13 protein-coding genes are annotated in these 16,135 nt (G+C 45.3%); 8 read left to right on the forward strand and 5 right to left on the reverse strand.

Annotation, left to right across the window (positions count from 1 at the left end; genetic code table 11):
• Positions 1-92 precede the first annotated feature (92 nt).
• The 4 genes from QUB24_RS33620 to QUB24_RS16900 all read left to right on the forward strand — a co-directional run bounded on the left by QUB24_RS33620 (position 93) and on the right by QUB24_RS16900 (position 6,385).
• Complete coding sequence (locus QUB24_RS33620; protein ID WP_445300414.1) at positions 93-278, forward strand: DUF6888 family protein; 186 nt, start codon at positions 93-95, stop codon at positions 276-278.
• Complete coding sequence (locus QUB24_RS16890) at positions 265-750, forward strand: DUF6887 family protein (protein WP_333154344.1); 486 nt, start codon at positions 265-267, stop codon at positions 748-750. Before QUB24_RS33620 ends, QUB24_RS16890 begins: the two co-directional genes overlap by 14 nt.
• A 75-nt stretch (positions 751-825) precedes the next feature.
• On the forward strand, positions 826-4,962 hold the full coding sequence (locus QUB24_RS16895) for an ATP-binding protein (RefSeq protein WP_333154346.1): 4,137 nt from the start codon (positions 826-828) through the stop codon (positions 4,960-4,962).
• 100 nt (positions 4,963-5,062) lie between these two features.
• A complete protein-coding gene (locus QUB24_RS16900) occupies positions 5,063-6,385 on the forward strand; it encodes a response regulator (RefSeq protein ID WP_333154347.1) in 1,323 nt (440 codons plus the stop codon).
• 346 nt (positions 6,386-6,731) lie between these two features.
• Here QUB24_RS16900 and QUB24_RS16905 read toward each other — a convergent pair whose 3' ends face one another.
• Positions 6,732-7,271 (reverse strand): GIY-YIG nuclease family protein, encoded by a 540-nt coding sequence (locus QUB24_RS16905; protein ID WP_333154349.1) that lies wholly within the window; start codon positions 7,269-7,271, stop codon positions 6,732-6,734.
• Positions 7,272-7,330: 59 nt separating this feature from the next.
• Positions 7,331-7,657: a hypothetical protein gene (locus tag QUB24_RS16910; RefSeq protein WP_333154350.1), complete on the reverse strand. Its 327-nt coding sequence runs from the start codon at positions 7,655-7,657 to the stop codon at positions 7,331-7,333.
• A gap of 330 nt (positions 7,658-7,987) precedes the next feature.
• Between QUB24_RS16910 and QUB24_RS16915 the strand changes: the two genes are divergently transcribed.
• Positions 7,988-8,785, forward strand: coding sequence for a hypothetical protein (locus QUB24_RS16915; protein ID WP_333154352.1), 798 nt, complete (start codon positions 7,988-7,990; stop codon positions 8,783-8,785).
• Positions 8,786-8,920: 135 nt separating this feature from the next.
• Here the strand turns inward: QUB24_RS16915 and QUB24_RS16920 are convergent, their stop codons facing one another.
• Both QUB24_RS16920 and QUB24_RS16925 read right to left on the reverse strand, forming a co-directional pair.
• Entirely contained in the window at positions 8,921-9,784 is an 864-nt protein-coding gene (locus tag QUB24_RS16920; RefSeq protein ID WP_333154354.1) for a sulfite exporter TauE/SafE family protein, read from the reverse strand.
• 129 nt (positions 9,785-9,913) lie between these two features.
• On the reverse strand, positions 9,914-10,756 hold the full coding sequence (locus QUB24_RS16925; RefSeq protein WP_333154369.1) for a pentapeptide repeat-containing protein: 843 nt from the start codon (positions 10,754-10,756) through the stop codon (positions 9,914-9,916).
• A 419-nt stretch (positions 10,757-11,175) separates the two neighbouring features.
• Here QUB24_RS16925 and ilvD point away from each other — a divergent pair, with 419 nt between their 5' ends.
• The 3 genes from ilvD (at position 11,176) to QUB24_RS16940 (ending at position 15,097) form a co-directional block, all read left to right on the forward strand.
• Complete coding sequence (gene ilvD, locus QUB24_RS16930) at positions 11,176-12,861, forward strand: dihydroxy-acid dehydratase (RefSeq protein ID WP_333154356.1); 1,686 nt, start codon at positions 11,176-11,178, stop codon at positions 12,859-12,861.
• A 415-nt stretch (positions 12,862-13,276) separates the two neighbouring features.
• On the forward strand, positions 13,277-14,536 hold the full coding sequence (locus tag QUB24_RS16935) for an ISAs1 family transposase (RefSeq protein ID WP_333154358.1): 1,260 nt from the start codon (positions 13,277-13,279) through the stop codon (positions 14,534-14,536).
• A gap of 144 nt (positions 14,537-14,680) precedes the next feature.
• Positions 14,681-15,097, forward strand: a complete 417-nt coding sequence (locus QUB24_RS16940) for a hypothetical protein (protein WP_333154359.1) — start codon at positions 14,681-14,683, stop codon at positions 15,095-15,097.
• A gap of 193 nt (positions 15,098-15,290) precedes the next feature.
• On the opposite strand, the gene QUB24_RS16945 is transcribed toward QUB24_RS16940, so the two are convergent.
• Positions 15,291-15,821 (reverse strand): hypothetical protein, encoded by a 531-nt coding sequence (locus QUB24_RS16945; protein WP_333154360.1) that lies wholly within the window; start codon positions 15,819-15,821, stop codon positions 15,291-15,293.
• Positions 15,822-16,135: the final 314 nt, after the last annotated feature.

The following is a 16,135-nucleotide window of genomic DNA, read 5'->3' on the forward strand; positions in this document are numbered from 1 at the left end:
TCTTCACTCTAAAATCTAAAATCTAAAATCTAAAATCGATTGACTGCTGTATACTAAAAAACAAAGAGTGGGAGAGTGAAGGAGCAAAGATTATTCCTACAGCAGCGCAGTTACTCAAATGCTTTGTAGTTTGCTACGAGTTAACAAATATGTATCAGCCTATCTACATAGTGCGGCTCGATGAACGCACAAATAACGTCTACATTTTGGCTGGTGAAACTATCGAAATAGAGATTTATCCTAACGGGCAATGGAGATACTCTGATGAACAGACCTAATTTTCAAACTATGAGCAGAAAGGAATTGCGAGCTTACGTACTTGCTCACCGAGAAGATAATGAGGCTTTCTATGCTTTTGTCGATCGGCTGCATGAATCTGTAGCCGTAACAGAGGCAGCAGTTGTTAAATGGTTGCACTTCCAGCACCCGAATCAAACTATTAATAAACTTCCCGAAAGCTGCTCTAGCTTGAGTTTGACCGATTCCGAGGGAAATAAAACAGAAGTTAAAATTCAAAATATGGGCAGTTCTCTGCCAACCAATAAGCCATTTATAGAGCTTTTAATTAACGACACGATCGCCGAGAGACACAAAGAAATTAGAAAAGTTATCACAGTTTTTGTAAGTAAAAATGAATCAAATGCCAAACAGCTAGAAACAGAACTGACAGAAGCAAATTTTGACAGCAGGGCCCAATCTTCGCTGGTAGTTGGCTATATTGAACCCGGAGGAACATTTCAGAGCCTGTAGGGCGCGCCAATTGCCGGGGGTAAAGGCAGACTATAGCAGTTAAAATTCGATCGCCAGCACAATTGGTTCACACCCATGCCCATGTATCCCTTCAGCCGCCCAGCCGCCAAACTTTTCAGCAAGCTTCCGCTGCGAATGGTTCTGATTGTTCCGTTTGTTTTGCAAACAGTCAGCGCCGTCGGGCTAGTGGGCTATCTTTCTTTCAAAAGCGGTCAGGAATCAGTCGAGGATGTAGCGCATCAGTTAATCGAACAAGTAGGAGAACGTACCCGCGATCGCCTCACGGATAATAATGGGCCCTCGGCAATCAATACCTTTCTGGCTAGGCTGCAATTCTCGGCGTCGGGACAAACTTTTATTATGGATCGATCGGGCAATCTGATTGCCACATCCACACTAGAAACACCCTTGGTGACGCCAACAAAAAAGCAACCGACGCCATTGCTAGCCACCAGCAGCAAGGATGCCCGAACGCGAGATATTTCTCGACAACTCACCAACCGATTTGGCAACTTCCGCACGCTGCAAACAACCCAGCGATTTACCTTGGCGAACAAGGGCGATAGGCAATTTGTCCGTGTCACTCCCTATCGAGATTTCCGTGGTTTGGATTGGTTGATTGTGGTGGTGGTGCCAGAGTCTGATTTCATGGCTCGCATTCAAGCAAATACGCGCCATACATTGTGGTTATTGGCCGGTACACTGCCGCTGGCGATCGCGATCGGATTTTTGACTTCCCGTTGGGTGACAAAGCCTATTATGCGTTTGAATACCGCAGCCAAAAATGTTGCCACAGGAAAATGGGATCAACCTTTAGAAATTAGACGCTGGGATGAAGTCGGAGATCTCGCCAATTCCTTCAATTTTATGGCAGCGCAATTGCAACAGGCTTTTGCAGACCAAAAATCTTTAAATGAAGCTTTAGCGCAAAGAGAGAGCCAACTCAACCAATTTCTCGAAGCCATACCTGCGGGAGTATCTATCCACGATGCCTCCGGTAAAGTCATTTACTTCAACCAAACTGCCAAGCATTGGCTCGGTGTAGAAACTATCCCCGATGCGACTTTAGAAGAAGCAGTAGAAGTTTATCAAATGTACCGCCAAAACCAGCCTTATCCTATTGAAGAACTGCCTGCATTCCGAGCACTGCGCGGCGAAACGGTATTCCAGGAAGATATAGAAGTTTATCGAGATGGGAAATTTATTCCTTTTGAGGTGCGCGCCACACCAATTTTCGACGCAGGCGGAAATATTATTTATGCCATCAATGCTTTTTATAACATCGCACAGCGCAAACAATGGGAAAAAATATTAACTGACTACAATCACACTTTAGAAGCCGAAGTGGTCGAACGTACCGGCGCCTTAGCTCGTGCTAACGAATTATTACAATATGAAATTGCCGAGCGCAAATTGCTCGAACAAAAACTTTACACTTCTACTGAGCAAGTAGTGAAAATATTTGAGTCGATTACAGATATTGTATTAATTTTTGACTATGAAGAAAAAACCATCCAAATTATACCCACTAAGGGAATTTTTCAATACAACTATCAGACGAATCAGCTCGACTCCCTCATAGAACAATTTTTTCAGGAGGAAAGCGAGGAGATTTATTTCGCTCAAGTTAAACAGGCATTGGAAACAAAACAAACTATTAGTTTTGATTACAGTCTCCCGATTAATAACCAAGAAGTTTGGTTTGCTGCTAAAATTTCGCCACTTTCCGATAGCTCCGCTGTTTGGGTAGCGCGCGACATTAGCGATCGCCAGTTGGCGGAATCCCGACTGCTGGAAGCCCAAAAAATTGCCCGTATTGGCAGTTGGGAATACGATATTGCCACAGCAACAACCACTTGGAGTGAAGAACTCTATCGCATTTATGAGCTCGATCCGACTCAAAAACCGCTGCCAAACGAACAATTAATCGAGCGTTTTCATCCAGAAGATCGATCGCGCTATCTGGCAATGGTGCGCGATCAAGCTATGTCGGGGCAAAGCTTTGAAATCGATCTGCGGCTGCTCCGAAGAGATGGCTCCCTCAGTTACATTGAAGTCCGAGGGAAACCTGTTTATGATGAAAAAGGGCAGTTGCTCCGTTTGTTCGGCACAGTCTTGGATATTAGCGATCGCAAACAAGCCGAGTCAGCTTTGCGAGAAAGCGCCCAGGGAGAACAAGCCATCGCCCGATCGATCGATCGCATCCGTCAGTCCTTAGATATTGACACAATATTCAAAACCACAACCTCTGAACTGCGACAAACCCTAAAATGCGATCGTGTCGGTATCTATCGCTTTAATCCTGATTGGAGTGGCGAATTTGTTGCCGAGTCAATGGCTCCAGGCTGGATATCTCTGATGCAAAAACCCGACGATGGTAATGTGCCAAACACTCTCGTCGAACACTCTCGCTGTACCGTGAAAACTATGCAAGCCTCCGGTGAACCAGTGCTGGATACCTATCTACAAAAAAATCAAGGTGGTATGTATGCTAGAGGCGTTCCTTACCGCATAATTGAAGACATATACAGCGCTGGTTTGAGTCCTTGTTACATAGAACTGTTAAAACAATTCCAAGCTAGAGCCTACGTTATTTTCCCCATATTTTGTGGCAGTCAACTTTGGGGTTTGCTCGCCAGCTATCAAAATTCTGCACCCCGCACTTGGCGCGAAGCAGAAATCAATATTGGGCTGCAAATTAGCACTCAACTGGGAGTCGCCTTACAACAAGCTCAATTGCTCGAAGCGACTCAAAAGCAAGCAGTACAGCTCCAACAAGCCGCCGGGGCCGCAGAAGCCGCCAACCTTGCCAAAAGCACTTTCCTGGCAAATATGAGCCACGAACTCCGCACCCCGCTAAACGCAATTCTGGGATTCTCCCAATTGATGCAGCGCTCTACCAACCTCACTCGCGAACAACAGGAAAATATCCGCATTATCAACCGCAGCGGAGAACACTTGCTAGCTCTGATAAATCAAATATTAGATTTAGCAAAAATAGAGGCGGGACGCATTACAATCAACCCAACTGATTTTAAATTAAGCAGCCTGCTGAACGAGCTGGAAGAGATGTTTCAACTCCAGGCACGGGAGCAACAATTGCAGTTAATATTTGACTGCTCTAGCGATATTCCCGAATACGTGCAAACCGATCAACTTAAGTTGCGCCAAGTTTTGATTAATCTGCTTTCTAACGCCATTAAATTTACGAAACAAGGAGTAATTAGGTTAAGAGTAAGTGCATTTATAGACCGTAAAAATCAGCAATTACCCATCAGTAATTACCAATTACATTTTGAAATAGAAGACACGGGTGCCGGCATAGCTGCTGATGAGTTAGATAAGCTTTTTCAAGCCTTTGTGCAAACCAAAACAGGAACCAAATCTCAGCAAGGAACAGGCTTGGGGCTGGCTATCAGCCAACAGTTTGTTAAGCTGATGGGCGGCGTGATTACTGTACGCAGTGAAGTAGGACGCGGCACCACCTTCGCGTTTGATCTCCCCGTCAGCGCCGTTGATGCCCCGGCGACTCAACCCGTACAGCCACCGCGTCGGGTGATAGCCCTGGAACGCAACCAGCCACGCTATCGTATTTTGATTGTGGACGATCGATCGGACAACCGCCAACTGCTGATCAAACTTCTCGCTGGCTTTAACTTGGAACTCGAAGAAGCCAGCAATGGCATGGAAGCTATTGAAATGTGGTCGAGTTTTGAGCCACACTTAATTTTTATGGATATGTGGATGCCCGTGATGGATGGACATGAAGCAACCAAACGCATTAAAGCCACCGTTAAAGGTCAAGCTACGGCAATTATTGCCGTGAGTGCCGGTAACGCCGAGGAAGCGCAAACCGTTACTGTATCAGATGAATGCGATGACTTTATCCACAAACCCTTTCGAGATACAGAAATTTTTGCCACCCTGCACAAACATCTGGGAGTGCGTTACATTTACGGTGAACCGGAGAGTGTTCCCGATTCAACTCAAATCGAGGCTCCGACTCCAGAGACTCTTGCAGCTTTACCCGCAGATTGGCTGGCAGCTTTAGAGAAAGCCACAATTGAGTGCGATTTAGAGTTAATTCTGAGCCAAATTGAGCAAATTCGCGATCGCAATGACGCTTTAGCTAGCGCCCTAGCCGCATTGGCTAACGAGTTTCATTTCAATCAAATACTAGCTCTCATCCATCCCGAAACGAAAGAGAAATGATATTATACCCGGTTCGTAGTGAGTATGACCGTCCTCATAAAACCCGCTAGGACGATCGTACTCACTACAAACCTATAAAGGTTATTTTACCGAACTAGATATGAATTACGAACCAACTCCCGTCTTAAAAGGGAATATTTTAATTGTTGATGATATTCCGGCTAATTTGCAACTTTTAGCTCAAATACTCTCGCAGCAAGGGTACAAAACACGCACCGCACCCGACGGCAAACTAGCGCTGCGGTCGATCGAGTTAACTCCTCCTGACTTGATTTTGCTCGACATCATGATGCCCGGTATGGACGGCTACCAAGTCTGCCAAGCATTGAAAGCTTCTCCCACAACCAAGGACATTCCAATTATTTTTATCAGTGCTTTGAATGAAGTATTAGATAAAGTCAAAGCCTTTGAAGTTGGTGGTATAGATTATATCACAAAACCGTTTCACGAACAAGAAGTTATCGCCCGCGTCTCAAATCAACTCGTGCAGCGCCAGTTGTTCCAGCAAACACAATCCTATGCCAAGCAACTCGAACAAAGCGTAACTGAACTAAAGAAAACTCAAGCTCAGTTAATACAGAAGGAAAAAATGGCTTCTTTAGGTCAGCTAGCGGCAGGAATTGCTCACGAAATCAACAATCCCGTCAGCTTTATCTACGGTAATATTGCTCTAGCGGCGGACTATGCACGAGATTTGCTTCGCCTCCTCGAATTGTACCGACATTACTACCCGCACCCCGTTGCAGAAATTATCAGCGAATTAGATGAGGTTCAACCCGAATTCATCGCAGAGGATTATCCAAAACTGCTGAAGTCGATGACAGAGGGTGCTTCTCGGATTAGCGAAATTGTGATGTCTTTGCGGAACTTCACCCGCCTTGGCGAACAAAAGTACAAGCGAGTCGATATTCATGAAGGCATTGACAATACTTTAGTTATTTTGCAACATCGGCTAAAGGGAACAAACAAAGCTGGTGAGATAGAGGTTATTAAAAACTACAGCCCACTGCCCAGAGTCACCTGTTACGCCAGTGAGTTAAATCAGGTGTTCATGAACCTGTTAACTAATGCTATTGATGCCCTGGAAAATCAACCGTCTCCCCGAAAAATTACCATCAGCACTTCCGTAAGTTGTGAGTCAGAATCGGCCCTGCACAATCAAGATTCAAAATTAGCCACTCACAACTATAAATCCGTTGTTATTCACATTGCCGATAACGGTTGTGGGATGAGTGAGGAAGTGCGCCACCAGATATTTGACCCATTTTTTACTACGAAGGCTGTAGGCCGCGGTACTGGATTAGGGTTGGCAATCAGTCACGATATTGTAGTGGAAAAACATCGAGGTCAAATCAGTTGTATTTCTGCTCCGGGTCGAGGAACCAAGTTAATTGTGCAGATTCCGATATCTGTTAAATTTTAATAAATTTCAACATTTTAAAATTTAATCAAACCCAGAGAATATATGAGATAGATTGTACGCGAGCATCTGTTTAAGGTAAAACCGATAGTCCGTCAGTCCGTCAGGGGTTGAAACCCCTGCCTCAAAGTGAAAGTCCTCTAAAAGAGGACTGAATAATTTATTAAGCTGTTGGGCCTTTAAATTGTCTGTCAAAAAAAATCCAAGTCTTGTGGGGAGTAGGTGTTGGGCGTCCCGCCCGCCCAAAAATACAATCTAGATTCGTAACAGCTTAGTCCTCTTGAGCGAGGACTTTCGCTATAAGCCCCGTGGAATTCATTCCCGCTTAGGACTGCCGGGTGAGCGGTATTTACTTTAAATCCAGCAATCCGCTAGTTTTTAGCTTGGGATTAAACCGGATTTCTTCTGTTACGCCGCGAGCTTTCAGCAGCGCGAAAATTTCATTTTCCACGCGCCGCGCGACATTTTTTAACAATTTATCTTTGGCAATTTCATCGGCGAAGATACCTTCATAATTTGCCGTTTCTTGGGCAGTCATTACTGTTTTGGTGTCGATGGGATCGTTCCACTTGCCAGCATCGGCACCGTTACCCTGGGGTTGGGAACCGTTTTCGGCAATCCAACTTGATCGGATGCTTTCTAGAATAGTGCGGCTGGGCTTGTCAATAGTTTGGACTTTCAGCCAGTAGCAATATTGGGTTTGGCGTACCAAATGCTGTTTGAGACTGAGGTAAATGTCGCGAGAATAGCCGACAAATTGCAGGACTTTATCGCTGTCAAAAATCGCGTAGACGCCGATTTTTCCCTGGACAAAATCTGGCAATTTCCCCTCGGAGTCTATGTAGGGAATGAATTCTAAGCTGGCGAGAGATTGAATGTCTTCTGTCATCCGATTTTAGATTTTAGATTTTAGATTTTAGATTAAACCACAGATGAACCTGCCTTTACCTAATTCTTAAAAACTCGATAGATTGCACAGAGGCGGCTGGGTTTAAATATTTTGGCTGGGAACATGAAATTAGGCGGGACGTTGACGATCGCAAAATCGCTCGATTCATGATACTTTTCAAATTCCGCAGGCATTCCCTTGGGCGTCTCGCTGCTGTAAGGGACTGGCTGAAACAGTAACTCGGCAAACTCAATGCGCGAGCATTGCAATTGTAGCGCTACTTGTTGGAGAAAGCTTTCACCGGTTAATAAACCGAACAGTGCAGTTTTAGCATCGGGTTCGAGGACAAAACTGCTATCGTAGCTTTCAATAATCTTAAGACCCATTTTCTGTATACTCCTGACAGACGGCGGTGAACGGTTATCGGTTAAGTGTTTTGAGCGATCGACTTAATCCTGAATTTTACCTGAGACTGAGCGTTTTAAACGCACAAGCTATCCGGCATGAGGTCAATCGATTTTAGATTTGAGATTTTAGATTAAAGATTAAAGAATTGAAGCATTAACCCCACGGATGAATCCGGGGGCTTGTATCCTGGATGCTTTCGGTCAATTAAAATACCACAATCAGGAAATTTTGACAAATAGGCCTGATTTATTTGCCGATCGCTTTTATCATGTCGGTATCGCCATCTATCCGACTACGACTAAAAGGCTATGCAGAAGATTGAAAAAGCATCATTCCCAGCTTCCAGAAGTGCCCCGAACCAGCCGGACTGGCTAGAATTGGTAGAATACGCCTCTGTTGCTGGTTCAGCTATTGGCACGATTGCTGCAGGATTGTCGGGCCAAATTGTCTACGCTGCCGCCCCCTTAACCGCAGCACTCTCGCTAAATCTCGCCAATCGCCAGCGTTTCGAGCAACAAATGCAACAAAAGGCAAATTCTGCGATTACAGACGTACAAGCCGCAGTAGAACGTCGCTCGCAGCAAGTTCAGATACTACCTGGAGAACCTGCGGAACTCTACACCGCTGTCTCCGACTTGCAGCAAAAACTCCTCGGCTTGGAATCCGGCGTCATCGCCGAGGTACAAGGTGCCCTAGCCTCCCTCGAACGCCAAGCCCAGGCGCTGCCGGCAGATTCTCAGGATTTCCACACGCAACTGTCGGATTTGCAGCAAAAACTCCGCATTTTGGAAAATAGCGCCCTCAGAGAGCATGATTGGGAAAATGTCAACGTCCGATTTTTATTGATGGGCGAACAGTTAACTGAAGTTAAAACTATTACGGCTCAGTTACAGGAGCGATCGAACGAAGTAGACTTGGATACAATCCAAGGTTCTCTCCAGCAATTGCAGGACTTGCTCGATCGACCCACAATAGACACAGGGATGCTGCAAACCGAGATTCAGCAGTTGCAGCAGCAAGTGTCCGAGTTGCAGAGACAAAATCAAGAAATTGTCAAGCCTTATTTGCAGCGTCTGACTCGCGCCGTGAAGAAACTTAGTCAGTAGTCAGTTGTCAACTATCAACTGTCTACTGTCTACTGTCATTATAGCCTTAACCTTGTTCCCAGGCTCTGCCTGGGAATACAAACCCGGAGGCTCTGCCTCAATTACTGTTCTCAATTACCCCTTACCAATTACCCCTTACCCGTTACTAAATTTTTGCCAAGCTTGCCAGAAAACATAAATCGATAAGATTGCCAAGAGCGATCGAAAAGCTAAACTAACAATACGATCGGGCAATCTCGGCAAAAACCGCGTGCTCACCTGCGCGCCCAACAAACCGCCGCCGCCAAGAATTAACCCCACAACCCACAAAACATTCCCGCGCGCCGCGTGTCCCGCCGTCGCCGAAATTGCCGTGATGACGATGACGCCCAAGCTGGTTTGAATTGCGGTTTTAATGCTTTCTCCTAACAGCAAAATTTGCAGGGGAACCATAATTACGCCGCCGCCTACGCCGAACAAACCCGCTAATAAACCCGCCGCACTGCCGGTAGCAATTTTAGCAAAAGTTGGATGGAATATAATATTTGAATTATTGGGTAATTCGTGATTGGTAATTGGTAATTGAGCATTTTCTCCTTGTCCAGCTTGTCCTCCCAGTTCCCCTTGTTCTAGTTCCGCTTTCTTCTTAGCTGTCAGGCGCTTGCGAACTTCAATCAAATAAATATTCAGCCACAGCAACAGCCCAAAAGTAAGTAACAGCAAGTAAGGCGGAAAAATCCCCGCCAAATAAGCACCGATTTGTGCTGTAAGGACGGCTGGAAATCCAATGCCTGCGACTTGGCTCAAGCTGAGGTAGCCCATGCGCCAATTCTGGATGCTGCCAGAAATAGCTGTAATCACGATCGACAAACCGCTAGTAGCAACCGCTTGCACCGGAGCGTAATTGAGAGCCACCAACAAAGGCACGAGCACTGTACCGCCGCCGATACCCAAAAATCCAGCTAGAATTCCGGCAAAAATTCCCGCCGCACCCAACATCAATAATTCACTGATACTCATTAGTCATTAGTCAGTAGTCAACAGTTAACAGTCCACAGTCAACAATCAACAATCAACAGTCAACAATCAACAATCAACAGTCAACAGTCAACAGTCAACAGTCAACAATCAACAATCACCAATCAAATTTTAAGAATCATTAGTCGTGCCATCGGGCATAATTGCCCGCCTCAAATCTGCATCGCGGAAGTTAGTTCGATTGAGATTAGCATCAATCAAAACCGCTTCCACCAAAACCGCCCCGCTAAAATTAGACCAGCACAGCTTTGCCCGGTACAAATTAGCACCGCTCAAATTAGCTCTTGCCAGCGTTGACCAACTCACATTAGCAACTCTCAAATTAGCATTGCTCAGATTAGCGTCGGTGAGATTAGCTCCAACCATCGTTACTTGGCGCAAGTCTGCACCAGCCAAGTTTGCCCCGCTCACCATCGCCCCGCTGAGAATTGCCTGAGTCAGATTAGCTCTTTCTAAAAGCGACTCGCTGAGGATGGCATTTGTCAGGTTTACCGCTTTGAGAGTTGACCAACTCAAATTTGCCTTCATCAAATTAATGCGAATCATGCTAGCGTCGGTTAAGTTGGCCGCAAACAAATTCGCTTCGGTAAAGTTGGCTTCGGTCAAATTAGCTTCGGTCAAATTAGCCTTGGTCATGTTGACTTCTCTCGCCATTGAGCCGCGCAGGTTGGCTCCCATAAGGTTAGCCCCGCTGAGATTGGCACGGCTCAAATCGGTACCGATGAGATTTGCTTCGCTGAGGTTGGCTTCCGTCAAGTCCACCCCAGCCAATTTCACCTCGCGCAAGTTCGCTCCCGTCAGGTTAGCGCCTTTGAGGTTTGCGTCTTGGAAATTCGATCGGGTAAAGTTAGCCTCGCTGAGGTTTACCCCTTTTAAGTCTGCCCCGACGAGGTTAATCTCTCGAAAATTTCTTTCTCCGGCCGCATATTGCCTCAGAATTCGATCGGCCTCCATGTCATTCGCCTCGCAATTTTTTTTAAACGTTAGAGTGATGGGTGTTACCACATCATCCCAGATAACCACGGTATTCACTCTGCACGCTGTAGTATCTGTAGAATTTTTCCCTTGCTTTCCGGACACTGCTGTGCCACTGCCTCCTAAAAGGTCTGACAAATATCAAAGCTTCTGAGAAAATCAACAATAGGGTAAAACTCTCGGCGCTCGGCACTGAGTCAGTCGATTTTAGATTTGAGATTTGAGATTTGCTCCACAGATTCATCTGGGAGCCGGAACTTTGGTCTAAAATTATGGGCTCACCACGACGATTATCGGAAACTTGTATTCGTTTTTGGGCGAGCTGGCAGTTGACAACTGACAACTGTCAACTGTCAACTGTCAACTGTCAACTGTCAACAGAGAAAGGAAATTTTAAAATGCCTGAAAATTTGAGAAGCCAAGCTGTGACTGGAGGCGTGCAGCGCGCGCCCAACCGAGCAATGCTGCGGGCAGTCGGTTTTGGCGACGGCGATTTCACTAAGCCGATTGTGGGGATTGCCAACGGGTACAGCACGATTACGCCCTGCAATATGGGATTGAACGACCTCGCTTTGCGGGCTATTGCGGGTGCAAGGGAAGCCGGCGCCATGCCGCAGATGTTCGGTACGATTACTATCAGCGACGGGATCTCGATGGGAACAGAAGGGATGAAATATTCTCTGGTGTCGAGAGATGTGATAGCCGATTCCATCGAAACTGTTTGCAACGGGCAAAGTATGGACGGGGTGCTGGCTGTCGGCGGTTGCGATAAAAATATGCCGGGGGCGATGATTGCGATCGCCCGCATGAACATTCCTGCTATTTTTGTTTACGGTGGCACGATCAAACCAGGACACCACAACGGACGCGATTTAACCGTTGTCAGCGCTTTTGAAGCAGTCGGTCAATTCAGCGCGGGCAAAATTGACGAAACAGAACTCAATGCAGTCGAACAGAAAGCTTGTCCGGGTGCGGGTTCTTGCGGCGGAATGTTCACAGCAAATACGATGTCGAGCGCCTTTGAAGCGATGGGCATGAGTTTGCCTTATTCTTCGACAATGGCTGCTGAGGATGCCGAAAAAGCTGACAGCGCTGCCGAATCTGCAAAAGTTGTCGTGGAAGCGATCCGCAAACAGTTGTTACCGAGCCAAATTTTGACTCGCAAGGCCTTTGAAAATGCGATCGCGGTCATCATGGCAGTGGGCGGTTCAACCAACGCTGTGCTGCATTTATTAGCCATTTCCAATGCGATCGGAGTAGAACTGTCCCTCGACGATTTTGAAACTATTCGAGCAAAAGTACCAGTGCTGTGCGACCTCAAACCCAGCGGCAAATACGTAGCAACCGATTTGCACAAAGCCGGCGGCATTCCTCAAGTAATGAAAATGCTGCTAGAAAAAGGTTTGCTGCACCCAGACGCGCTGACAATTACCGGTCAAACTGTTGCCGAAGTGTTAGCAGATATTCCAGCCGAACCCCGCACCGACCAAGATGTCATCCGCCCTTGGAACAACCCGCTTTACGCCCAAGGACATTTAGCAATTCTGAGGGGAAATCTGGCAACAGAAGGAGCCGTTGCTAAAATTACTGGCGTTAAAAAACCGATAATTACCGGCCCAGCGCGGGTATTTGAATCTGAAGAAAATTGTTTGGATGCAATTTTAGCGGGCAAAATTCAAGCCGGAGATGTGATTATCATCCGCTACGAAGGGCCAAAAGGCGGGCCGGGAATGCGCGAAATGTTAGCACCAACTTCGGCAATTATTGGCGCTGGTTTAGGCGATTCTGTTGGGTTAATTACTGACGGCCGCTTCTCTGGCGGAACTTACGGCATGGTTGTCGGTCACGTTGCACCCGAAGCGCAAGTTGGCGGGACAATTGCTCTGGTAAAAGAGGGTGATTCGATTACGATTGATGCTCAAAATCGCTTGTTGCAGCTCAATGTTTCTGATGCAGAATTGGAGCAGCGGCGCGCTCTTTGGCAGCCTCCTAAACCTCGCTATACTAGGGGCGTTTTGGCTAAATATGCTAAGTTGGTTTCTTCTAGCAGTATCGGTGCTGTGACTGATTTAGGTTTGGGTTGATAATTGTTGTGATATCCCCGACTTCTTAAAGAAGTCGGGGATATGCGTATTATGTTTTTAGGTTGTGCTTACCGTAAAGGTGGTTGTTTCCTACAAAATACGATAGGATTTAGTTTCTGGTAACTCACATGAAAAATAAATGATCAGAGATCCAGAAGATCCCGATTTAAGTTGGGAAGATTACGAAAAATTACTTGCAGCTAATCCAGACAGACCGTTTTATGTCCCTGGCAAAACCCAGGGTAAGAGCATCTAATTTGGTATAAACTGTACTTGAAAAATTACTTCAGTTATGGTAAAAGGCAGGTGACAATATCTAGATTTAGTATGAGTTATACTTGTTGGTTAATAAGTTCGCCCGCCCGTGGGGCTAAAAACAGCTAGGCTCTCCCAAAAATTACCAAGGAATACTAAAATGTCTCAGGGTTTTCAAATTAAACCTGCTGATGCTAATAAAAATTCTCACGCTCAGACTAAGAAGAAAGATGTGCCAGAAATGAGAGATATCCAACGGAGTCTATTAAAGCACTTTGGAGAACTCAAAGACCCTCGAATAGAACGAACTAAAAAACATCAACTCACCGATATCTTAGTGATTGCAATTTTAGCAATAATTGCGGGGGCGCAAGGCTGGGAAGATATGGAAAATTATGGTATCAGTAAGAAAACATGGTTAGAAGAGTTTTTGGAATTACCGAACGGCATCCCTTCTGATGATACTTTTCGGAGAGTATTTCAGTTCATCGAACCAGAGGTCTTAAATCGATGCTTTTTTGGTTGGGTAGAAACCTTAGTTAATTCAATGGGGGGCGAAGTTATACCCATAGATGGCAAGACAATTAGAGGTTCTTATGACCGAAATCGAGGTCAATCAGCACTCCATGTTATTAGTGCATGGGCTAGCGAGCAACGCTTAGTTTTGGGCCAGATGAAGGTGGAAGATAAATCCAATGAAATTACTGCCATTCCCGCATTATTAGAATTGCTAGATATCACAGGTTCTATTATAACTATTGATGCGATGGGGACACAAACTGAAATTGCTCAAAAGATTATTGAGAAAAAAGCAGATTATGTACTGGCACTTAAAGCTAACCATCCGACCTTATACTCTCAAGTTAAAAAATGGTTTGAAGAATCGGCTATACAGGATTTTAAATCTGTTGATTTTAGCTACGATAAAAAAATTAATTCAGCACATCATCGGATAGAAGAACGCCAAGTTTTTGCTGTACCAATTACCGCTATTGGTGAACTTTATCAACCACGAATTTGGGCGGGACTCAAAAGTGTTGTTATGGTAATCCGTGTCCGTCATCTTTGGAATAAGACCACAAGGGAGGTTCATTTTTATCTGACTTCTTTAGAACATGATGCCCAACTTTTATCTCAGGCAATCCGCAAACATTGGAGCATTGAAAATCAGGCTCATTGGACACTCGACTGTACTTTTGGTGAGGACGCTTGTAGAATTCGTTCTGGTCACAGTCCTCGGAATATTGCCCTGCTCAGACGCATGGCACTTAATGGTCTCAACCGCGAACAAACTTGTCAACGTAGTCTCAGACAAAAAATGAAACGGGCAGCTATGAATAATGATTATATGTTTCTTGTTCTGAGTTCTTGTTTCGCCGATCATATCTTAGGTTCTTCTGAACCTTTGTGTCAACCTTAATTAAGATGCTCTTACCATGTGGCAAAACCTTTATATAACAGTTTTATAAAGCTCAAGAGCGCTGCGACAAATACGAACGCCGAGCACAACATCACAGTGATTGTACACTCGGAATTTACTGGACTTGTGAAGAGGATAAAACTGATGAATAAACAACAATACAGACTACGTTCGCTGCCAAAAAACCACTGGATACTGGCACTGTGCCTAAACCTAGTGTACAAACGAGAAATGACCCCAGATAAGGCGATTGGTTGCATAACTGAAGCCAATATCCCCTTCGATTTGATGTACCAGTGGAGTGCCAAACGGGAGGAGATTGATGTTTTGGCAGTATTTTATATAGCTAGACTTGAAGATATTCCACTTACAGACGAGCAACATCTGTTTCTGTGGGATTTGTTTGGGAATGAAAGCTTGTTAGGAATGGGAGCGGGTAGTATTCGAGACTACGAAAATATTTCGGTTCGCGCTCACATAGAAAAAGTCAGTGACGCGCCGCCAAAACCGAACTGGTATGTCAACCTTGGAAAATCCCCGCAAACTGTATCCTCACACTAACAATACCATAAGGTGACGAGAATGAACGGATTTAATCAATTTATAAAATTGGTATATAGCAACCTTCTTGGTAGTTAGGATGTTTTTAATTGCTGAAACCATTGATTTAATTGCTTCTTCCTTATTCCTTTAAATCCCCGATTTCTTCAAGAAGTCGGGGATACGGGTGTTATGTTTTGTCAACCATCAACAATTAACTGCGCTGATTCAAAAAGCGGCCTGCCATCGACATGGCGTCAGTAATATCTACATCACCGTCTCCATCTGAATCTAAAAACGTATTCAAAACGGGATTGCTGCCTTGGGCTGGGTTTTGGGCGTTGCCGCCGGTTTGTAGCAAATTCAGTATGAGCGGCACCAAAACAGGTATCATCGCCTGCACTGTGGCGTTATTCAAACCGGTTCTTTGGGCGATATCGGCCACTATCTGCGTTAGTTGGCCAGCGCCGAACAAACTTTGTACTGCTTGGGGATTAGGATTTGTGCCGCTAAATTGGTTGACAACTTGTTGAGCTTGTGCGTCTCCTGACTGCGATCGCACGTCTTGCAATGCTGATCGCACGTATCCGCCCAAAACCGACATCGCCAACTGAGTCGTACCCGCATCGACGCCGTGATTGCCACTCAACTGCTCTACGGCACCGACAATGTTGCCCAACTGATTGGGGCTTGCTTGTAGGTTGGGATTGTCGATCGCACCTAAAATTTGGTCAAATAGTCCCATAATTTTTGCTCCTTGTTGTGATTGCTAAACTTTAAATTATAGCAAATCCTGTTTTTCAAGATTATGGAAAATGGTTTTTATTTTGGTACTATCACTCAGTAATTTCGCGACCAATTGCCAATCTAAAATCTAAAATCTAAAATCTAAAATCTAAAATCGATTGACTCTCTGGCTATTTCCCTGCCGTTATCCGAAATTCGCACTACCACTGATTCGTCGTCCAAAAGTAAATATAATATGGAGAGAATGTCGTGCAGCTAAATAATTCTTCTCCTTACTAGGGCTCGCCCCACCCTACGCTATCAGCTCACGTG

Source organism: Microcoleus sp. B9-D4 (assembly GCF_036705105.1).
Classification (GTDB): Bacteria; Cyanobacteriota; Cyanobacteriia; order Cyanobacteriales; family Microcoleaceae; genus Microcoleus.